The 21,586-nt window shown below is 47.7% G+C and carries 17 protein-coding genes; 6 read left to right on the forward strand and 11 right to left on the reverse strand.

Annotation, left to right across the window (positions count from 1 at the left end; genetic code table 11):
• Positions 1-109 precede the first annotated feature (109 nt).
• The 6 genes from AABK39_RS18085 to AABK39_RS18110 form a co-directional block, all read right to left on the reverse strand.
• Positions 110-838: a response regulator transcription factor gene (locus AABK39_RS18085; protein WP_338392717.1), complete on the reverse strand. Its 729-nt coding sequence runs from the start codon at positions 836-838 to the stop codon at positions 110-112.
• The gene (locus AABK39_RS18090; protein WP_338392718.1) at positions 835-2,043 is read right to left on the reverse strand and encodes a sensor histidine kinase; all 1,209 of its coding nucleotides are present in this window, start codon (positions 2,041-2,043) and stop codon (positions 835-837) included. Before AABK39_RS18090 ends, AABK39_RS18085 begins: the two co-directional genes overlap by 4 nt.
• A gap of 525 nt (positions 2,044-2,568) precedes the next feature.
• Positions 2,569-4,065, reverse strand: coding sequence for an IS5 family transposase (locus AABK39_RS18095; RefSeq protein WP_338391085.1), 1,497 nt, complete (start codon positions 4,063-4,065; stop codon positions 2,569-2,571).
• 388 nt (positions 4,066-4,453) lie between these two features.
• Positions 4,454-4,951 carry a hypothetical protein gene (locus AABK39_RS18100; protein ID WP_338392719.1) on the reverse strand — a complete coding sequence of 166 codons (498 nt, stop codon included), beginning with the start codon at positions 4,949-4,951 and terminating at the stop codon, positions 4,454-4,456.
• A 689-nt stretch (positions 4,952-5,640) separates the two neighbouring features.
• The gene (locus tag AABK39_RS18105) at positions 5,641-7,566 is read right to left on the reverse strand and encodes a GAF domain-containing protein (RefSeq protein WP_338392720.1); all 1,926 of its coding nucleotides are present in this window, start codon (positions 7,564-7,566) and stop codon (positions 5,641-5,643) included.
• Between the two features lie 127 nt (positions 7,567-7,693).
• The gene (locus AABK39_RS18110; RefSeq protein WP_338392721.1) at positions 7,694-8,209 is read right to left on the reverse strand and encodes a YfiR family protein; all 516 of its coding nucleotides are present in this window, start codon (positions 8,207-8,209) and stop codon (positions 7,694-7,696) included.
• Positions 8,210-8,570: 361 nt separating this feature from the next.
• Between AABK39_RS18110 and prfA the strand changes: the two genes are divergently transcribed.
• The 3 genes from prfA to AABK39_RS18125 all read left to right on the forward strand — a co-directional run bounded on the left by prfA (position 8,571) and on the right by AABK39_RS18125 (position 12,947).
• The gene (gene prfA, locus AABK39_RS18115) at positions 8,571-9,650 is read left to right on the forward strand and encodes a peptide chain release factor 1 (RefSeq protein WP_338392722.1); all 1,080 of its coding nucleotides are present in this window, start codon (positions 8,571-8,573) and stop codon (positions 9,648-9,650) included.
• A 244-nt stretch (positions 9,651-9,894) separates the two neighbouring features.
• Complete coding sequence (locus AABK39_RS18120) at positions 9,895-11,295, forward strand: right-handed parallel beta-helix repeat-containing protein (RefSeq protein WP_338392723.1); 1,401 nt, start codon at positions 9,895-9,897, stop codon at positions 11,293-11,295.
• Positions 11,296-11,450: 155 nt separating this feature from the next.
• Complete coding sequence (locus AABK39_RS18125) at positions 11,451-12,947, forward strand: IS5 family transposase (protein WP_338391085.1); 1,497 nt, start codon at positions 11,451-11,453, stop codon at positions 12,945-12,947.
• Between the two features lie 210 nt (positions 12,948-13,157).
• Here the strand turns inward: AABK39_RS18125 and AABK39_RS18130 are convergent, their stop codons facing one another.
• On the reverse strand, positions 13,158-14,282 hold the full coding sequence (locus AABK39_RS18130; RefSeq protein WP_338392724.1) for a TlpA disulfide reductase family protein: 1,125 nt from the start codon (positions 14,280-14,282) through the stop codon (positions 13,158-13,160).
• A gap of 274 nt (positions 14,283-14,556) precedes the next feature.
• On the opposite strand from AABK39_RS18130, the gene gltX reads away from it, so the two are divergent.
• The 3 genes from gltX (at position 14,557) to AABK39_RS18145 (ending at position 17,978) form a co-directional block, all read left to right on the forward strand.
• Positions 14,557-16,095 carry a glutamate--tRNA ligase gene (gene gltX / locus AABK39_RS18135; protein WP_338392725.1) on the forward strand — a complete coding sequence of 513 codons (1,539 nt, stop codon included), beginning with the start codon at positions 14,557-14,559 and terminating at the stop codon, positions 16,093-16,095.
• Positions 16,096-16,290: 195 nt separating this feature from the next.
• A complete protein-coding gene (epsC, locus tag AABK39_RS18140) occupies positions 16,291-17,124 on the forward strand; it encodes a serine O-acetyltransferase EpsC (RefSeq protein WP_338392726.1) in 834 nt (277 codons plus the stop codon).
• A 452-nt stretch (positions 17,125-17,576) separates the two neighbouring features.
• Complete coding sequence (locus tag AABK39_RS18145) at positions 17,577-17,978, forward strand: DUF805 domain-containing protein (protein WP_338392727.1); 402 nt, start codon at positions 17,577-17,579, stop codon at positions 17,976-17,978.
• 68 nt (positions 17,979-18,046) lie between these two features.
• On the opposite strand, the gene AABK39_RS18150 is transcribed toward AABK39_RS18145, so the two are convergent.
• From AABK39_RS18150 to AABK39_RS18165, 4 genes are all read right to left on the reverse strand, one after another.
• Positions 18,047-18,598 (reverse strand): PepSY-associated TM helix domain-containing protein, encoded by a 552-nt coding sequence (locus AABK39_RS18150; protein WP_338392728.1) that lies wholly within the window; start codon positions 18,596-18,598, stop codon positions 18,047-18,049.
• A 360-nt stretch (positions 18,599-18,958) separates the two neighbouring features.
• Positions 18,959-19,912, reverse strand: coding sequence for a M43 family zinc metalloprotease (locus AABK39_RS18155; protein WP_338392729.1), 954 nt, complete (start codon positions 19,910-19,912; stop codon positions 18,959-18,961).
• Between the two features lie 201 nt (positions 19,913-20,113).
• Entirely contained in the window at positions 20,114-20,833 is a 720-nt protein-coding gene (locus tag AABK39_RS18160; protein WP_338392730.1) for a DJ-1/PfpI family protein, read from the reverse strand.
• A 68-nt stretch (positions 20,834-20,901) separates the two neighbouring features.
• Positions 20,902-21,510: a Crp/Fnr family transcriptional regulator gene (locus AABK39_RS18165; protein ID WP_338392731.1), complete on the reverse strand. Its 609-nt coding sequence runs from the start codon at positions 21,508-21,510 to the stop codon at positions 20,902-20,904.
• Between the last annotated feature and the right edge of the window lie 76 nt (positions 21,511-21,586).

Consider the following 21,586-nt stretch of genomic DNA (forward strand, 5'->3'; position numbering starts at 1 on the left):
TAGGGAGCCGTCTAACAAAAAAATGTGACGTATGACCTGAATGGTGGTACGAAAACAAAAACGGCCCCTAACAGGAGCCGTTTTTCATTTTTATATCCGGAAACCGAGCTTAACTAAACACGCTCAATCTTGCGAACAAATCGTCTTTATGAGTCTTGGATAGCGGAATCGCTTCCTTTCCGATCATGACATGATTCACGCTGACGGCCTCAATATCATTCAGGTTAATGATATAGGATTTGTGACATTGGAAAAAGTACTCGGGAAGCTCCTTCATAAAGGACTTGAACGAATTCCTGATCAAGTATTGGACGTTCCCCTGACAGCTGATTTCCAAATAATTACCGGCTCCTTTTACCCACTGTACATCGCTCAGCTTCACTTTGGTAAAAAGGTGATCTTGCTTAACGAAAATCGCATCCTTTACAGACATGCGTCCTTCGCTGGCTTTCTTCGTCCAGAAATTATTCCAAGCCACCGCAATGGTCGCCCGCAAACCGTCATGCGTAAACGGCTTATTCAAATACGCCGAAGGCTTAGTGTTCATAACACGCTTCATCGTGCCCTCATCAGCGTAAGAAGTAACATAGATATAGGGCACGTCATAGGCTTCGTCAATCATTTTGGCTACAGCCACACCGTCTTTTTCCCCGTTGATATTAATGTCGAGAAGTACCAAATCGGGGTCCAAGTCACGCAAAGCGTCCACAGCCTCCTCAAAAGAGCTAGCTATGCCCACCACTTTGTTACCTCCGCTTTCCAGCGCAAAACGCATATCTTCCGCAATAATCAGTTCATCCTCTACGATAAGGATGTCAAGGCTGTCGTTGAGTATCATTTCACGTCACTTTTTTTGAATTGGATATGGAAGCGGGCGCCGTTACTGTTAGATGTATCAAAATCGGCTTGGCCATGAAGCTGGCGCGAAAGAATCTGTACCAAGCGCAATCCCAAGGAGCTGGCCTTTGAAATATCAAAGTCCGAAGGCAGGCCTTTTCCGTTATCGCTATATGTCATCACCATAAAACCTTCTTTTTCGGCTTCCGAGAACTCAATACGGATATGCCCGGATATTTCCGGAGAAAAGGCGTATTTACAGCTATTCGTTAGAAGTTCGTTCACAATCAATCCCAAAGGCACGGCCACATCCATTTCCAACATCAAATCACGGGACTCGACAGTCAGGGAAACCGGCTTTTGTCCCGGTCCGGAAGGCTTAACTGTATTCAAAACAATATTAGCCAATTGCTCAATATAGTTCCGAATGTCGATATGTGACAGGTCATCGTGAGAGTAGAGTTTCTGGTGGATCAAGGCAATCGATTCCACACGGTTACGCCCTTCATTCAAGGCCTGAATGGATTGCTCGTCATGCGTTGAGGACGATTGTAGGCTCAATAAACTGGAAACAATCTGCAAATTGTTCTTTACTCTGTGGTGGATCTCCTTAAGCAAGGTTTCCTTCTCCTCAAGTGACCTTGAGATAATTTTCTCATTCTCTTCCAACAAGGATTTTTGTTTGTCCAAAGTCTGGTTGACCTTCCGAACAAGAATATTACGACGATACAAAGCGATTGAAAAAGTAGCGACGAGCAACAACCCAAGTCCCAACATTCCCAAGGTAAGAAGTCTTGTACGGTTGGTATAACGAAGCTTCTCAAGTGTCGCCTCTTGCTTCGACAGTTCATAGGTTGTCCGCATATTGCCGATCTCCAAATGAGCCTTTTCTAGATTAAGGCTATCTTTATAAGCTTGGGTCAGCTGAGAGTAGAAATAAGCACTATCCCACTTATGAAGAGCTTCAAAGGATTCTGCCAGAAGGTTTGACGCCTCGATTTTCTGATCCGACAACTTATCTCTTTTCGCCATCAAGTGGCTTCGACCAGCTTGGGTAATGGCATCAGCAAAATCTTCCTGCTGAAACTTCACTTGCGCCAAGGCATTTAACAGCATAGTAGCCGGGTAGGCATCTTTCTGTTCCAAGAAAAAATTAATGGCGTCTTCTACGGCTTTTTTACCTTGTAATGTATCTCCCAGACTCATATTGGTAAGGCCTAGGTTAGCCGATATCATTGCATCTAAGTATAGTTGCGCTCCCTCTTTAGTAGATTCTTGAGCCCTAGAAAAATAATATCTGGCAGAATCAAATTGAGAGTTAAGCCTAAAGGCTTCCCCAACGTTGATACGAGCCATTAATATAACATTCTGCGCATTCATATCAAGACCGTGGGACAAGGACAACTTATGATAGAAAATTGCCTTAGATGAATTTTTTTGGCGGGCACAGATTGTCCCCATTTGTGAATAGGTGGCTGCAAGCCCTGCCTTATCATTTACACTCTCGAATATCTTAATCGCTTTTAAATTATATGAAAACGCTTGTGATAATTCATCAGTATTTATTAGTGCAATACTCCTTTCATTATATGCATCCGCAAGGATTAAAGAGTCCGAAATGTTATTTGCCTCTTCTAAGAGTCTTGTGGAAAAAAAATCTGCTTCTGATCGACTAATTGAAGGAGCTTTGAGAATTTTAGTATATAGGGTTTACTGAAAAAGCCCAGAGGGCTACCCAGCTAGGATATTTTGCCAGACAGTCTTTTCCTGTTTCTTTTCGCCGTCTTGAAGCCATATCCCGTATTTCCAGCTCAAGAAAACAAGGTCAAAAAAGATTTCGCTCTGAAATCTTTTCAAGTTGGCCACGAAGAAAATGCAGGCGATCCATGAAAGCGAAGTGTCCGCTCTCCTTGCCTGTATTTTGTCCAATCCGTGTCCCCGTTTCACTTCCCCGAATTTTCCTTCCGCCCTGCTCCGGTGCCGTTGGTGAAGCGTCCGGTTTTCCTTGCGTTCCCTGATTTTTTCGGGACTTGAGGGAGGCCTTCCCAACGGGGAGCCCACGAATTCCACACCCGCGCCGGACATGGTCTGCCGGGCGTTCCTGTTTCCGTAAATCTTGTCCCCGACGAATTTGCCGAGCTTCATTTCCGGGTTTCTCTCCCCGAAACTGTCGATGTGCCCGCGGATCACTTCCGCGTCACCCTCGTAGTAAGCGTCCCATTGCGCCTTGTCCAGATAGGAATAGCCTTCGTGAAGGCTTACGGACAATTTGGCGCCGAACTCGGTGTCGCTTCCGTTTTTGCCCCGGACTATCGGCCGGACATGGGGCTGGAAGACGTTCACGATGCGGCCGTCCACCCTGTTGGCACCGGTCTCCAGCATGAGCGACTGTTGCCTGGCGATTTCGTGAAGCACCATCAGAATCTTCAAAAACCTGCTTTTTAGGCGTATAACGCCCTTGTTGGCCTCTATGAGGCTGTCGATATGCCGTAGGTTCCGTTCCAGATAATTCAGCTGTCGGCGTGCGCACACGCGCCAGAATTCGGCTCCTTTCCTCTTTTTTCTCGTCGCCCCGACATATTCCCTATGGGCTTTATCCCGGTAAGTCCGGGGCTTTTTGGATAAACCGGAATCCCTGGCGACGGGCCAAAGGAGGTCGATGATTTTCTCCGACTGCACCCTCGCCGTAGCCAACAGCCCAAGGTCCGTGGGGTATGGAATCTCTTGCGGCGCCACCGTCGCGTCGCAGGAGACAACCCGCTTGTCATCTTCGGCGTCCCCGGAATGCCCGTCTTTGGACCCTTCATCCCGATCGCCCTCCGCAATACGGATCCCCTCGTGTTGCAAAAGCGAACTCATCCTGTTAAAATCCCCGTACCCGAGCCGCTTGCGGACCGTCGTGAACAGCGAAGGGTCAAAGGCCTTTTCCGTGGTGAACGAGCCGAGTCCCACGAAATACTGGAGATACGGATTTTCTTTGATTTGTTCTATCGCCTCGGCGTCCGAAACGTTCAGCTTATGCTTCACGATCAGCGCGCCGATGACCAGCCGGGCCGGTTTGCACGGACTGCCCTTGCCCGTCGACATTTTCGATTCGTAGACCAAACCCAATTCCGCCCAGGGGATGGAGTTGGCCAACTTCACCCATCTGTTTTCCGGGTTAAGGCGCCCTATTTCCGGGTCCAAAAAACCTTCTATACTCAATTGCGAGGAACTTGTCTTGATCATAGGTGCAAGGGAAAAAATGCTCTCAGTCCTTTCTAAGGCCAATTTACGAATATTCCCTGTGCTTTGGAAAGGGAAACAAGCTACCTAATCCACTGATAATCTTGTGGTTTTTACTTTTTCAGTAAACCCTATATACGGCGACTTTCTCGTGGGGGGTCTTTTGATTTGTTAAAAGCTGTTTAAGACTGTCAAGTTCCGATGCGCAACAAAAAGGGGCATATATAAAAAAAACAAATAATGTAATTGTTGCTCGCATTTTTATGCTTTTGAGGTCTGAATTTCGAAAAATACAACATTACAATATAAATAAAAAAATAAGAACACATAGGCCTAAATAGAATTATAGGCCTATGATAAAGTTAAGTAATATTAACGTTCTCACACTCGATTATGGGAATGTTACAGACTCTCCACCTTGAGCACCATCAGCATCACTTCGACGAATAAATACAAATGGATCCCAAGTATAAGGTCCGTAAGTTTTACCATCATTCTTAATTACGAAATTTAGCGTATACTTAAGCTTAGCTTCAATTCCGATAGATTCAGGAACATGGCAAGTAACTTTATTTCCGATAAAATTCAGATTCGTAAGAACCTGCTCGCCGAGAACCTGTCCCGAGATACCGATAAACTGTATATCGGCGGTTTCATGATTGTCAGCTGCGATCCACTCCAAGTCATCGCCAGGAGCAACGTCCGTCACCAAGTTATAAGCCGGACCGTCAGGTTGCCCATTGTTGTCGTCTGTCATCGTAACGAAATCCCTTACATCAAAATAAGGAGGTGCAAACATCGGGTTGATAATCGGAAACTGATTAAGAATCTTCTGAGCATCGACCGAAATAGACACGGTAACTAGCTTACTTGTCGTAGTTTCTGACATGATTGTGTTTTTAAAAATAGTTAAATATTATGGTCGCTTAACCCAAGAGCAGGAAACGGGCACGATACTTTCCGGTGTGAGACGATTTTCTCGTTCCCAGATATCCGCTCATAGGCATTGCTTACCGTTCTTTTCATGAAAAATTAAATGGAAACTCTCTTAACCCTACACCACCTCAACTCCGTCTTCACACATCAAAGAAAGTTATCAAGGGAAATATCTTCAATTTAATAATGAAATGTTTATTTTTCTTAACTTCAAAAGCACATCTGCTTAGTTTGCTAAGTAGCAAAATGATTTAGGCAACTAACCTATTAAACACAGACACACTCCCTGACAAAAACATTCAATTCATTAAAAAACAGAAGTTTACAGTGAAAATAAAATCACTGATTTAGTGAAAAGCCAAAAGAACAAAAGGCAATAATTGTAAAATTATTATTTCCAAAACAAAAAAAGTAACATCCTTTGATTTTATTACATCATCTTTTCTCTCCGATTCATCCGACCCGATCGTCTAAAGTCACAATATTAATCATTCAGCCCAAGTACATCGAAAAAATAAACACTCCACAATGGAAACTCTAGCTGGGTTTCATTCACAAATCTTAGTAGCCCAAAGCTCAAAAATGGAAAACGCCAGAACCCTTAAAGGCACCAGCGTTAACATTAAATGTTATGTGCTCTTATTAGGCTTCAACAGTTACATCTGTTACATCAACACCTATGACTGTTAGAACCCGGCTAAACTCATTCAAGTCAGTATGCGCTCTTACTGACACTTTGACAAGGCGAATATCGTTGCGTTCGCCTCTCATTCGCCAAACACCGCCATACGTGTCTCCCTCTTGAAGATTATCCAGTGATTCCCCTGAGATTGGATCCACCAAAAGGCTCGAAATCTGCTTGCCTAACATTCCGCTCAAAGGGCCTAGAGCTTTCACCGCATTCTCATTCGCATTGGCCAAACAAAGGTTTTTATCCAAGGTCAAGAGAATACATGACTCATCGAGTAACCTGAGGCGCTCATGGCCTTCGGAATCCTGACGTGAGACTTCTTCTTGGGTGGCTTGAAGCTCTTCCATATTCTGCCTCATCTCCTCTTCCTGCGCCCGCATCTGTTCGGTAAGCTCTGTCGACTCTTCCAATAGACGCTGAGTGTTTTCGGCTATCTTTACGGACGACACGGCCGAAGCGATATTCTCGGAGATTTTCTCCAAGAATTGGATCTCGTGCTCCTTCAACAGTTTGAACGAGGCTATCTCCAAAACGCCGTATACCTTCTCGTTAATCTGCAAAGGTACGATCACAAGACAAGACGGGTTAGCTTTTCCAAGTCCGGAAGTGATACTTACGTACTCTTCAGGGATATCGGTCAAATAAAGTGTACTCCGCTCTAGCCAAGCCTGACCTATCAAGCCCTCACCCTTACGAACCTTTTGTTCCAAGAATTTCTTTCTGTCCCAAGCATAACAAGCCGCCAACTCCATAAAAGGATCTTCCTCATTTTCATTACCGAGGATAAACAAGCCTCCTTGGTTAGCGCCCACATAACGAACAAGATTTTTAAGAATCTCATCGGCAAGGTTGGCCAGATTATCATTGTTGTTCCGCAGAATATCCGCAAACTTGGCCGTACCTTCGGTCACCCAATTTCTGGCCTGGTCGTCTTCGCTCACTTTTCGCAGGTTGTCACGCATTCCTAGCAAAGCATTACCAAGCAGGTCATTCTTACTCACAGGCTGGAAGTTGGAGCCGTATTTTCCTTTTCCGATATTCTCGGCAAATTCCGACGTTTTCCGGAGATTCTCCGAAAGCGCTACGGTAGCTTCCTCAATCCCAACAATCTCCTTCATCTTCACGGAAACGGCTTTCTTTTTATCCGACTTTCTTTGGGACACGTCACCCTTAGCCAGTTTCTTCAGCTTTTTACTAATGTTTTCAAGCGGGAGCGAGATTGACCGGGCCAAAAGCCACGCTACTAAAAGGCCTCCAAGCAAAACCACCAGAGCCATAACCGAATTCACCGTCCAGATATCCTCGTTCAACGCAAGTGCTTTCGCCTCTACTTCCACCATTTCATTCCGGAGTTTGTCTTCCAAGTCCAGAAGTTCCTTCTCAAAAGGCCATACATTTTTGCGGATTTTGAGCAACTCAGCAAAAGCCCCCGCCATTAGCGTCGAGTCCTGATAATCTTCCTTATGACTCAGATCCGAAAGGATGGTCTTTTCTTTTCTGAAAATAGACTCAACCTTTACAAAAGCGTCACCCAGCTTCTCGGACCACTCTTCATGGCCCCACTCAAGCGAGAGCGCACGAACATCGTCGCGCAATATCGGATATTCCTTTTCGTGAATTTTTTTGAGCTGAAGAGTCCCGGATTTCGTAGGAGAATAAACATGTTCCAAAGTCAGCACCTGCGACCGGACGGCTAGCTCGGCCAACTGGCCAAGCTTTTGGATAGAAGGCGCACGCACTTCGGCGTTCGCTTTGCTGGCGTTTGTTTTGCCAATAGACCAATACAGGTTAAGCCCCGCACCTATGGACGAGACCAACACCAGGAGCAAATAGCTCGCAAGTATCCTGTTGTAAATAGAGGAGCGATTCTTTTTCATGGAGCAAAAAAGAGGAGATTATGTTTTATGCGGCTGTATAGAGTGTGTGATCTGTCCAAGCGCCGGAGAAGTTCCCGCTTTCAGGCAACCGCCCCGCCGTTTACATTTCCTGTTTGCCCCGTAGGCTTTATACAAGAATTGCGAATTTCAGAAGGTTAGGCATCGGTCGCAACGACGACTGGCGCAACACCTCCTTGTTCAGCTCAAACCGGAGCCTGCCGTTCTTCCGTATCAGGTTTATAGCGCTTCCCTTGGTGGCGTAACCCGGCTTTTCGGTCACTAAAAGTACAGGGAGGCCTTTCACTTTCTCCTTAAGCAAAAAGAGTCTGTGGCTTTGCCCCGACGACACGTAAGCAATGTGACATTCTCGCCCTTCGCCCAAGCTTTCAATTCTTTTCACAACTATCCGCCGGCCGTCCAGTCTCTTGGTACGGGCCATCTCCCTCAGGCTTTCCTCCACCGGCGATTCTCCAAGCACTCCGATAACGAAATCCCCTTCCGAAACCTGCTCAGGCCATTCTATAAACCTGGCAAAAATATACATGAAAACCTGATGGTACTTGTAGCTGTCTGTTTGAGCGGAAAGCGGCAAGGCCATCATCACAAAAAAAACCAAACACAGTATACGCTTAAAATACATCATGCTTCCGCGTTATGTCCATCCGTTGTTCGTAAGGAAATTACAACGAAAAAATAAATATGGCACGAGTAAAACAAATATTTCAACGACTAAATCTATAATTAGGGACATTTTCTGTCCTAGACATTTCATATAAAGTCCCCGACAAGGCCCTTTGCCCATGTTAGCCACAACTGGCTAAAGTTCGAATATGTCGCCTGTTTTTAGTACTTTTGCCCATTCGGACACGCTATAGACGGCTATTTCCCGAATACGGAAACAGCTCAGCCTAAACCCGTAAGCGGGGCGTCCGTACAAAAAGAGGGCAATGGCGAAACCCGTACGCAAGAAAATCGGGATTTCCCCAAGAAAATACACTTGACAGATGATTGAGAAACTGGAAGAGATCAAGGACAGGTTTGATGAATTGTCCAGGCTTATCGTACAACCCGACGCCATGTCGGACATGAAAGCCTACACCAAGCTCCTTAAGGAATACAAGGACTTGGAGAAGGTCGTCAAGAAATACGAGGAATACCGGGCCGTAATCGACGGGATAAAGGAAGCCAAGGCGATCCTCGACACCGAAAAGGATCCCGACTACCGGGAAATGGCCAAAGCCGAGATCGATGAGCTGACTCCACAGCAAGAACCGCTGGAAGAGGCACTCAAGCAAATGCTCATCCCGAAAGACCCGAACGATTCGAAAGACTGCATCTTGGAAATCCGCGCGGGTACGGGAGGCGACGAAGCGGCCATCTTCGCCGGCGACCTTTTCCGTATGTACCAGCGTTTCGCCGAGAAGTCTGGATGGAAAATCGGCATCATGGACCTTACCGAGGGAACCTCGGGCGGATATAAGGAAATCATCGCCAACGTATCGGGCGAAGACGTGTACGGACAGCTCAAGTTCGAATCCGGAGTACACCGCGTACAGCGCGTGCCGGCCACCGAAACCCAGGGCCGTATCCATACGTCGGCCGCTACGGTAGCCGTATTGCCCGAGATGGAGGAAGTGGACGTAGACGTGAACATGAACGATATCCGTAAGGATATCTACTGCTCTTCCGGACCGGGTGGCCAGTCGGTAAACACCACATATTCGGCCATTCGCCTTACTCACTTGCCTACCGGGCTTGTGGTAACATGCCAAGACGAGAAATCCCAGATCAAGAACTTCGACAAAGCGCTGAAAGTGCTCCGCGCGAGGCTCTATGATTTGGAGCTCCAAAAACATAATGAAAAAGTGGGGGCGCAAAGGCGCTCGATGGTAGGTAGCGGCGACCGTTCCGACAAAATCCGTACTTACAACTACCCACAAGGCCGGGTAACCGACCACCGTATCAATATGACGGTTTACAACCTGCCCGACGTGATGAACGGAAGTATCGCCGAGTTTATCGAAGGTCTCCGCATCGCTGAAAACGCCGAGCGCATGAAGCAGGAAAACGAGGGAATGGAATAAGGAATTTTGAAGGAATAAATCCTTTTTGGTCTTTGGTATCGGGTATCAGGTATTTGGTCCTGTAGCGATTTTCGGCCGTAGGCCAAAACAAGGAAATTATTCTTGACGCATTTCTAAATGACATAAACTCAAAACGCCGGACCACGCAACTGACGACACATAATTCGTGTCATTTCAGTACCGGGTCCGGCGATTTTTCCGACGCACGGGGCTTTTTTACAATTCACTTTTATACCTAAACGCTATGGGAATCCGACTTCGTAACGCTTTTGCCTTGCTTTGCCTTCTTACGGCTTTCTTCGCTTGCGATCCCGAAGACGAAACCATAACGGCGGACCCCAACATCAAACTAGAGTTCTCGACCGACACGATTTCTTTCGACACTCTACTCACCGGCTACAGATCCATCACCCAAAGGGTCAAAATCTATAACCGCGACAAAAACGCTGTCAGAATCTCAAGCGTCTTTCTTTCGGGCGAAGACGAATCGCCTTATCGGATGACACTGAACGGCGAAACGACACCTATAAGGGAGGACCTCGTTTTGAACGGCAGCGACAGTCTGCTTATATTGGTGGATGTGGAAGTTCCGGAAGACAGCAGACCGGAGATATTCAAACAAGAAGGAAACATCACCTTCCTTACCAACGGCAACAGCCAAAGCGTAAAACTGCTCACTTGGGCCCAAAACGCCGTAACAATCGGCAAACAAAGCATTACGGAAGATCTCCTATTCTCTGACCCGCGTCCATATTGGCTCAAAGACACCATAACGGTGGAAGAGGGCACTACGCTAATTTTGGGAGAAGGAACAAAAATATTGGCCGATCCCGGGGCTTCGATCGTGATCAGAGGAAAACTCAAGGCCCAAGGCCTACCGGACAACAGGATTCTGATAAGAAACATCCGCCAAGACGGACTTTACAAGCACGGCCCCGGACAGTGGGAGGGAATCTCACTCACCGCCAACGCACAAGCCTCCCTGTCTTTCACCGACATTCTCAACGCCAAAACCGCCATAAGCGCAGACGGCAGAGAAGGAACCGCCCGGCTGGAGATGGAAGGGAGCAAACTGGAAAACTGTTCCGAAAGCAACCTCATAGCCATCAATACCAAAATCCAAGCGAAAAACTGCCTGTTCGACAACGCCGGCGACCGGGGAATTGTCCTTTTGGGTTCCGAGGCCGAGTTCACGCACTGCACCATCGCCAATTACGGCTTCCAGCTTGTGCCACGTTTCGAAACGCTTTGGATCAGCGACAAGGCCCAAGTAGGGGAGAAAGAGGAGTCATATTCGAAAAAAACCAATGCCCGATTCCGCAACTGCATAGTAACCGGAAACTCGCAGGAAGAACTGGGAATCACCCTCAAACTTCCCGAATCAACCGTATCCTTTAGCAGAAGCCTTCTGAAAACCCAAAGTCTGGATAAATGGCCCGACAACAGGCGAATAGCCGGGGAATATTCAAAAATAATGTTCCAAAACCCCGCCGAATTCGACTATAGGCTAGACAGTCTGGAAGTATCGCCCGCCAAGGATTATGGCCTGCCGGCCAATACGGAAAGGGATCTGGAAGACAAAACCCGCGACGAAAAACCCGACGCCGGAGCCTATGAGCAAGTAATCAAGGAAAAGAAAAGCTAATCCGCCAAGTCAAACGGAATAACATAGGGTTTACTGAAAAAGTAAAAACCACAAGATTATCAGTGGATTAGGTAGCTTGTTTCCCTTTCCAAAGCACAGGGAATATTCGTAAATTGGCCTTAGAAAGGACTGAGAGCATTTTTTCCCTTGCACCTATGATCAAGACAAGTTCCTCGCAATTGAGTATAGAAGGTTTTTTGGACCCGGAAATAGGGCGCCTTAACCCGGAAAACAGATGGGTGAAGTTGGCCAACTCCATCCCCTGGGCGGAATTGGGTTTGGTCTACGAATCGAAAATGTCGACGGGCAAGGGCAGTCCGTGCAAACCGGCCCGGCTGGTCATCGGCGCGCTGATCGTGAAGCATAAGCTGAACGTTTCGGACGCCGAGGCGATAGAACAAATCAAAGAAAATCCGTATCTCCAGTATTTCGTGGGACTCGGCTCGTTCACCACGGAAAAGGCCTTTGACCCTTCGCTGTTCACGACGGTCCGCAAGCGGCTCGGGTACGGGGATTTTAACAGGATGAGTTCGCTTTTGCAACACGAGGGGATCCGTATTGCGGAGGGCGATCGGGATGAAGGGTCCAAAGACGGGCATTCCGGGGACGCCGAAGATGACAAGCGGGTTGTCTCCTGCGACGCGACGGTGGCGCCGCAAGAGATTCCATACCCCACGGACCTTGGGCTGTTGGCTACGGCGAGGGTGCAGTCGGAGAAAATCATCGACCTCCTTTGGCCCGTCGCCAGGGATTCCGGTTTATCCAAAAAGCCCCGGACTTACCGGGATAAAGCCCATAGGGAATATGTCGGGGCGACGAGAAAAAAGAGGAAAGGAGCCGAATTCTGGCGCGTGTGCGCACGCCGACAGCTGAATTATCTGGAACGGAACCTACGGCATATCGACAGCCTCATAGAGGCCAACAAGGGCGTTATACGCCTAAAAAGCAGGTTTTTGAAGATTCTGATGGTGCTTCACGAAATCGCCAGGCAACAGTCGCTCATGCTGGAGACCGGTGCCAACAGGGTGGACGGCCGCATCGTGAACGTCTTCCAGCCCCATGTCCGGCCGATAGTCCGGGGCAAAAACGGAAGCGACACCGAGTTCGGCGCCAAATTGTCCGTAAGCCTTCACGAAGGCTATTCCTATCTGGACAAGGCGCAATGGGACGCTTACTACGAGGGTGACGCGGAAGTGATCCGCGGGCACATCGACAGTTTCGGGGAGAGAAACCCGGAAATGAAGCTCGGCAAATTCGTCGGGGACAAGATTTACGGAAACAGGAACGCCCGGCAGACCATGTCCGGCGCGGGTGTGGAATTCGTGGGCTCCCCGTTGGGAAGGCCTCCCTCAAGTCCCGAAAAAATCAGGGAACGCAAGGAAAACCGGACGCTTCACCAACGGCACCGGAGCAGGGCGGAAGGAAAATTCGGGGAAGTGAAACGGGGACACGGATTGGACAAAATACAGGCAAGGAGAGCGGACACTTCGCTTTCATGGATCGCCTGCATTTTCTTCGTGGCCAACTTGAAAAGATTTCAGAGCGAAATCTTTTTTGACCTTGTTTTCTTGAGCTGGAAATACGGGATATGGCTTCAAGACGGCGAAAAGAAACAGGAAAAGACTGTCTGGCAAAATATCCTAGCTGGGTAGCCCTCTGGGCTTTTTCAGTAAACCCTAACATAGAATATCAAAAAAAGCCCGGGCGTGCCCGGGCTTTTTTTAGTCTCTGTTTTAGCGTTTCATAAAACGCCAATATTTTAGTCGGTCAGCGCATCGTAACAGTATAGGTTTCTTTACTCGGAAACCAAGCGAAACAACTAGCAGTCTCTTTACGCCACACCGCTTTGCGCTAAATCCCGATTACAAAAGCTCTTCGATTTTCTTCTGAAGCTCTTCTCCGTGAAGGTTTTTCGCTACGATTTTTCCTTCGGCGTCAATCAATACAGTGTGAGGGATTCCTTTTACGCCATACTGCTTGGCGGCGGCGTTGCCCCAGCCTTTAAGGTCAGAAACGTGTTGCCACTCCAACCCGTCATCTTCGATAGCCTTGAGCCACTTGTCTTTGTTTTCGTCAAGCGATACGCCGAACATCTGGAAGCCTTTGTCTTTGTACTTCTTGTAAGTGGCCACCATTTCAGGGTTTGCGCGACGGCAAGGTCCGCACCAAGACGCCCAGAAATCGATCAATACAGGCTTTCCTTTGAATGAAGAAAGCGAAATGCTGTTGCCTTCAGCATCGTTTTGGCTGAAGTCCGGAGCCGGCTGGCCGATAGCCACTGCTTCGAGAATATCAAGATCCTTACGCAAACGCTTAACTGACGGAACTTCCAAATAAGCCGTATCCATCAATCCCAAAACCTCTTTCCAGAGTCCGAGATCATCACGCTCGCGACGGGCGATAACGTCCGTAAGAAGGAAAGGCACAGCCGCCGATTTCGGGTTGGCCTTCACATAAGCAACAACTTTCTCCGTTCCTTGCTTCTGCAAACCCTCATAAGCTTTGATTATACGCTCCTGTTCAGCTTTGTTCTTTTCCGCCGCCGCTTTCTGATATTCCTGCCCCAGAGCTTTTTGCTGTTCCTCGATAGATTTGAGAGAATCCATCGCCGCATCATACCCGGCTTGGACCACAGATCCTTCAAACTTGTTCGAACGTGGATCGTTCAGGTTGATTGTCGCGGTCATGCTCGACTTCTTGTCGGCCAAAAATTTGGTTGCACCACGCTGGCCGTCCACCTTAAGGTAGAGCGCTTCCGGCATCTCAAGCGAAGCCTGGAACGCAAATGCTTTGGTAGAATCCACCGATACGGTATCGATACCCACCAAATCGTTGCCTTCGGCATTCACTCGGGCCAAAACCAACTTAGCGCCTGTTTCAGCGCCTTCAAGCGTTCCTTTGATCGTAAAACCATCCGTTTTCTGATCTTGCGGAGCACAAGCCGCTAACATACTGGCGCATGCGGCCACTGTCAAAAACTGTCTCATGGGGTAATAATTAGATAAAGCCTATAAGAGTTATTCATGTCAATATAAGGATTTGAAGTCCGCTTTCCCAAACTTCGGCCAATAATGCAATAGTCCGAGCCCCTAATGAGTGTGGGAGCGGAGCAGACAAGCGGATTGATAATTGCCGACCGAATCGTTACCTTCGCGGTATCTGGCCGCTCTGCGCAATCTCCGCCAAAAGCCTTTGCTTTTAGGCGCTTGCCCGGCGGGGCCAAAAGACAAACGGGACTTAGCATCGTTACAAGACAGATCAATGGAGAAAGAAATAAGGGTGCGCTTTGCGCCGAGCCCAACAGGGCCTTTGCATATCGGCGGCGTGAGAACAGCGCTCTACAACTACCTGTTCGCGAAGCATAACAACGGAAAATTCCTGCTTCGGATCGAAGACACCGACCAAACCCGCTTCGTGCCGGGCGCCGAAGAGTACATTCGCGAATCGCTGAGCTGGTTGGGCATCACGCCCGACGAAGGCGAAGGCTTCGGCGGACCATACGGCCCGTACAAGCAGTCGGAACGATCGGAAATCTACCGCGAGTACGTAACGAAATTGATCGAGGAAGACAAGGCTTACTACGCCTTCGACACCGCCGAGGAACTTGAGGAAATGCGCGAACGCCTAAAGGCCGCCCGCGTGGTTTCGCAAACCTACAATGCGCTGACGCGGGGCACGATGAAGAACTCGCTGACGCTCTCACCCGAAGAGGTAAAGCAGCGCATGGACTCCGGCGACCCTTACGTAGTGCGCCTCAAAGTCCCGAGAAAAGAAGACATCCGCTTCAAGGACGCCGTTCGCGATTGGGTACTCGTCAACACCGACACCCTCGATGACAAAGTTCTCCTTAAATCGGACGGCCTGCCCACTTACCATTTGGCCAACGTAGTGGACGACCACCTGATGAAAATCACCCACGTAATCCGTGGCGAAGAGTGGCTTCCGTCGGCGCCTATCCACGTGCTCCTGTACCAATTCCTCGGTTGGGACGCTCCTGAGTTCTGCCACTTGCCGCTCTTGCTCAAGCCGGACGGCAACGGAAAACTCAGCAAGCGCGACGGCGACAAGCACGGCTACCCGGTATTCCCGCTTGACTGGAAAGATCCGCAATCGGGCAACCTTACTATGGGATTCCGAGAGCAAGGCTACTTGCCGGAGGCCATGGTCAACTTCTTGGCTTTCTTAGGCTGGAACCCGGGCGACAACCGCGAGCTGTTTACCCTTGAGGAGCTTGAAAAGGAATTCACCCTTCCGCGTATCGGTAAATCGGGCGCCAAGTTCGACATCAACAAAGCGAAGTGGTTCAACCAACAATACCTAAAGAACACGCCTAACGAGCGCTTGGCCGAAACCCTCTTGGCCGACCTCGAAGAAGCGGGCTTGGAGACCGACGCCGTAAAAGCCAACAAGGTTTGTGAAGCCTTGAAAGAGCGTGTCACCTTCCCAAAAGACTTCTGGGAAACAGGCAAATACTTCTTCGTAACGCCTGAGGTATACGACGAAAAAACCGTCAAGAAAAAATGGACAGCCGAAGCCGTAGGCGTACTGACAGCTTATAAAGAAGCTCTCGAGAACTTCGAAGGCGACTTTACGCAAGACGTTGCCAAAGAAACGCTCAACGACGTATTGGAAGCCCAAGGCGTAAAAATCGGCCGTATTATGCAGGCCCTCCGCGTAGCCGTTTCCGGACAAGGATCGGGAGCCGACCTTATGTTCACGCTCGAAATCCTCGGAAACGCGACCGTAGCGCAACGCATCGGACTGGCTATCGAAACACTTAAGGACAGGGTAAAAAGCTAAGCCCGGCTATGTCCAAACCCATAACGAACAGCGAAAGTCCAACTCCGGGCTTTCGCTTTTTTGTATCCGGAGCGACGGCAGAAACCTATTGGCGAAAAAATACCCCGAAGCGTTATCTTTTTCCCCTCAGTCACGTTCCTAACACCTAGGCCCGGCAAACAGTCCTTGTTGGGCAAATAATTAAAGTACAATACAATGAACCAAGATTTTATCGGCGAACTCTACAAGGCGCACTGCTGCAAAGCCCACCTTCCCGGTCACACGGAAGTATGCCACTTTGTGGAAGACCTGCTGAAGGTGCTCTTCCCCGAACTTTCCGACAAATCATTTCACAGCAAGGAAGAAATCTCGGTTTTCTGTCGCGCCCTCGCTACCCGGCTGGAAGGTCTGCTGACCAAGATTCCGGAAAAACTGCCCGAAACCCCGGCCAGCCTTGCGGGCAAGACCATGTTCGAATTGCCTGAAATCCGCAAGAGGCTAATGAACGACGCCCGAGCGATCGCGGAAGGTGACCCCGCCGCCGGAAGCATGGCTGAAGTGATACGCACTTATCCTGGATTTTACGCCGTAGCCATTCACCGGGTCTCTCACGAAATGCATCTGTTGGGCATTCCGCTTATCCCGCGTATCCTTTCCGAATTCGCCCACGCAAAGACAGGCATAGACATACACCCCGGCGCCACCATCGGCGACCGATTTTGCATTGACCACGGCACGGGAATAGTGATAGGGGAGACAGCCATAATCGGCGACAACGTGAAGATATACCAAGGCGTAACCCTCGGCGCCCTAAGCGTAGAGAAATCTCTGGCGGGAATGAAGCGCCACCCGACTATAGAAGACAACTCGGTAATATACGCCGGCGCCACCATCTTGGGAGGCAACACTACCGTAGGCAACAACAGCGTGATAGGCGGTAACGTCTGGCTAACGCGAAGCGTGGAACCCTACACCACGGTTTATCACAAACCCGAGATAGTAGCCAAAACCCAACCCGATAGCGAATCCGGATTGGATTTTATTATCTGAGACTAAAGTTCTCAAAAAAACACAAGCCCCTTTTAACGCTGTTTAGGTATTAAAAGGGGCTTTTTCACTTCGGAAAGTACCATCTGTTTCCTTAATCACAAGGCAGGGAAACGGAGGCTACAAATACTTGTGGAGACATTGATTTCCTAATCCCACCTTATCCTTGAAATCTCATTCTCCATAGACACATCTTATTATTTTCCTTCACGATTCTCCCTCGTTAACGGATCTTGACAATAATCATAAACCAAAACTCAATTGAATATGTCCAAATCACTCTCATATTTATTAATTTGAACATGTGTTTGTTTCATTATCTCTCTAATGAGGCAAAAGAAAGAAATACATTCAATCACAAAGAAAAATGCGAGTGGAGACCAGCGACCACCGAAAAAACGGGGCGGTTCTGAAAAGCCTTATGAGTAAGCACAATTAAACAGGTATAAACAACTATGGAATGGTATCTCAAAGTACTGAGGAACTATGCGAATTTTAACGGAAGGGCGCGTAGAAAAGAGTATTGGATGTTTGTTCTAATGCATATGCTTCTTACACTAGGCGTATTTATTATGCTTGCTCTTGTCAGCTTGGCAGCTGAATCGGAAACCATCTTTTTCGCTGGTTATGCTCTCATAATCATTTATAGTTTAGCGATACTTATCCCGTCGTTAGCTGTAGCGGTCCGCAGGTTGCATGATATTGGAAAAAGCGGAACTTGGTTCTTTATCTATTTCGTTCCCCTAGTGGGCCCGATTTGGCTTTTGGTGCTATTGGCTTCCGAAGGTGACTATAAGGACAACCAATACGGAAGGAATCCGAAAAGTACACTTTTCGAAGAAAGCCTGAATATCTAACTCCATTTTCTCCAATAACAAAAAGGCCCGTACGATTTACGCACGGGCCTTTTTGATAAGTATCTGTCTCAAACCAGCAAAAACAAAAACACCAACGGAAATACAATCCCGGCCAAGGCCAACTTCCAGCCCCGGCGACCAAAACCATTTTTGCCCGCCGGAATCATCATACCCGTAATGGCGATCACCAACATGGCCACCCCGAAAATATCCGAATACCAAATCCAGTAATCGCTTGTCGATTTATGCAGGAGCATCGTATGCCCCACAAAAGGCACCTTGCGCTTGTATTCCAATTCGCCTTTGCCCGTTTTGGTGTCCACGTCCAGCACTATGTTCGACTTATAATACACCCGCAACTCTCCCTTGCGTAGTCGGTGCCCGTCATACTTTCCGGCCAGATCCCACTGTTTCGAAAAACCTAAAATAAAACCCTTATTGTCCCAGCCTTCCGCCGTTTTCGGCTTCGCTAGCTCCACACTTTTTTGTTCATATGTGTAGTCCATCGGGTACCAGTCCTTGCGGTGGTTCAGGATAATTCCCGAAAAAGAGAAAGCTATAATTAATCCGAGATAAAAAAATGAAAAGTCACGGTGAATCTGTCTGCTTGTCCACTTCATAATGTCCGTCGGGTTAGTTTGTCGTTAACGAATTCGCCACAAAGGGCAACCGCAAATATCAACACACCCGCCTGATACGCAAAAAAAATCGCCCTTCGGCAGAGTTTGTACGGCCAACGACAGATTTTCACACAATGTAAAACCTCCACATATTCAAGCAACAACCCTTTAGGAAAAGAAACGCAGTGAAGTCTCCCTTTGCGCAGGTATTGCACACAAAAGAAAAATGGCCATCCAATTACCGAGATCAAATCTTCTTTCTCAAAAAAGTAGGACGAAGGCAGACGTAAGAAGAAATGACAAAGCGTTTGTTGTGGTCCATAAAACCAACATCAAACACCTTAAGTATCGGAAGGGGGATTATCGCATACTTGGCCGTTGCAAGGCCGTAGAGCTCTTGAGAGAGCTCTGGACGGGACTATTTTCCAGAACATACCGCATTCTGGCCACTTGGTCTTTTGTAAACATATTCATGCAGGAATCGTCAGTGTAGTCCATGTAATTCTGTGTAAGCGCAGGCTCTCCGCCACAAGAGGGCGGCCCGTTATCACAGTTTTTCGTTCGCCTTGATACCAACGGTGTATCTTCGCAATAATCGTCATACTCCGCACAGTCGGCATTTTCGATTTTCCCCCAAAGATGTTCCAAGCCCAGAAAATGCCCCATCTCATGGGTCAATGATCTACCGAGGTTCGAACCGCCTTCAAGATCCGAGGTCCCAAAATGAGGGCTCGTAATCACAATCCCGGTCGTAATAGAGGCGCTAATATCCTCAAGACCCGCAATGTCCGCCTTCGGAAAGGAAGCTTGCCCCAAGATCCTGTTCGGCTCGAAGGGAAATACCCAAATGTTGATATACCGCTGAGTGTCCCAATATCCGTACTTGGGGAGGGTATCGAAAAACCAGCCCTCGCTATCCGTGTCATCTACATCATCCGTATTCTCCGAAACGTCGTGGCCGTTTATCCTGGTAATCCCGCTAGTTGGGTTTCCGTCGGGATCTATTTCAGCGAACTTGAATTCTATTTTCGCATCCGTCCCCAAAGGATGGGTATTGTATCCCAGGGTTCCGGGCTTTTTTCTGAAATCATCATTCAGAGTCTTTATTTGGCCAATGATACGCTCTTCCGAAAGGTTATAACCTGTTCCGGTCTCTTCTCCAGTGTGTATTATATGTACCACCACCGGCAGGATGTAAACGGCTTCGGTTGTCTCTTCTTCATCGGGCCGGGAGTCCTCCAGCGCCTCATTATCAGCACAGGAGAACAAAAAGACACTCAATAATAATATGGAAAAAACGATTCTGTTGGTCATTATCTCAATCAAGGTATGGGAGTGCGCCACTTAATGGTTCGCTGGGGTATGGTATGGCCTGGACCGCCTTTACTTTAATGGCCTAACGGGCTTATGTTCCCTTCTTTGCGAAAAGGGTTAAGATATGAGCGCCATACCTTAACCCTATAATGTCTTGAATACGGTTACGCTCGCAGGAACGCTAACCAAATCCGGATTTTTTTATTGTTCCTTTATCCGGTCAAACAGAATATAGGCTTCGACATATTTCCGGTGCTCTTCGCTTGTCAGTTTTTCCAATAAGTCAAAAGACGCGATATAACTTACGAGGCTCCCGTTCGAGGAGATGAACTTTCCGTCTTGAACCACGGAAACATGGCTATCATCGGCGACTTTCAGTTTCGGATATTCCGATTTCAACGATTCTCCGCCCGTCACGTAAGTTACAATTTCCTTATTGTCGGCTATCCCTGTCTCTCCTATCAGGAAAGCCCCCGCACAATGGCTTGCGATATAATCGGTCTTTTTGTTCTGTTCCTGTACAAATTTCACCAGCTTTTTGTCCGATGTCTGGTTTGCCGGATTATATGAACTTGGCACCACGAGCACCTTCAGCTCCGGAACCTTATCGATAACATAATCCGGCGTTATCTTTAATCCATGAGCGCTACGGTAAGTCTTGTTTTCAGGCCCAATTGTTATGACATTGAAAAGGGGCTTTTTATTGATGTCCCTGCACGAAAACACATCCAAAGGCGCCACAACCTCATTGATGATAACCCCTTCGAAAACCAGAATCCCGATAGTCGGAATATTGCTGTCCAATACTTTTCCCATAACATGTTTTTGCGTTAAAGCTCCCTCTGCGGTTTCTTTATTGCCCCGATTCGAGCAACCGAAAGCGATAAAACCGATGATGCCAAATAAGAGTATTCTCTTCATCTTACGATTGGTTTGGTTTAGACTCTCTTGTCTTAACACAAATGTATGGGGCGTCTAAATGATAAATCTTAATCAAGATTAAGAACCGGATTTTTTCGCTTCACTTTGCTCACGAATTCGGGGGACAACCCTAGGTAGGACGCAATCATGTATTGGGGAACCCTGCGGGCGAACTCAGGATTATTGGCTATAAAATGCTTGAACAGTTCCTCGCCGGACATGCTAAACATATATTCAATCCTTTTTTGGGATGAGATATAAGTTTTTTCCATAATCTTCCGGAAGAACCTCTCCAATTTCGGAATCCTCCGACACAACTCGTCAAATCTCTCCCGGCTTAGTTCCAGCAACTCAGCATCTTCGGTCGCTTGGATATACAGTTTTGAAGGGATGTCGTTGATTAAACTTTCATAGTCCGTAATCCACCACTTATCAATTCCAAAATGGATAATCTGCTCGTTCCCTTTACTGTCAATATAATATAGCCGGACACAGCCCTTGACAACGAAATATCTTGATTTGCACAATTGCCCTTCCCGAAGTAAAAAATCTTTCTTATTCAACTTCTTAACCCTTAGGAAAGATTGGAACACCTCGTTTTCGTTATCCGAAAAACTCACGTACCGCCTGATATATTCCGTCAACTCCGGATTTATTATTTGCAAACGACTTGTCATATACACCAATAAAAAATTACCCTCTAATTATTGTCACACAAGTTCAATATAACCCGCCGCACAGTACATGACAAAA

The sequence above is a fragment of the Fulvitalea axinellae genome (genome assembly GCF_036492835.1).
GTDB lineage: Bacteria > Bacteroidota > Bacteroidia > Cytophagales > Cyclobacteriaceae > Fulvitalea > Fulvitalea axinellae.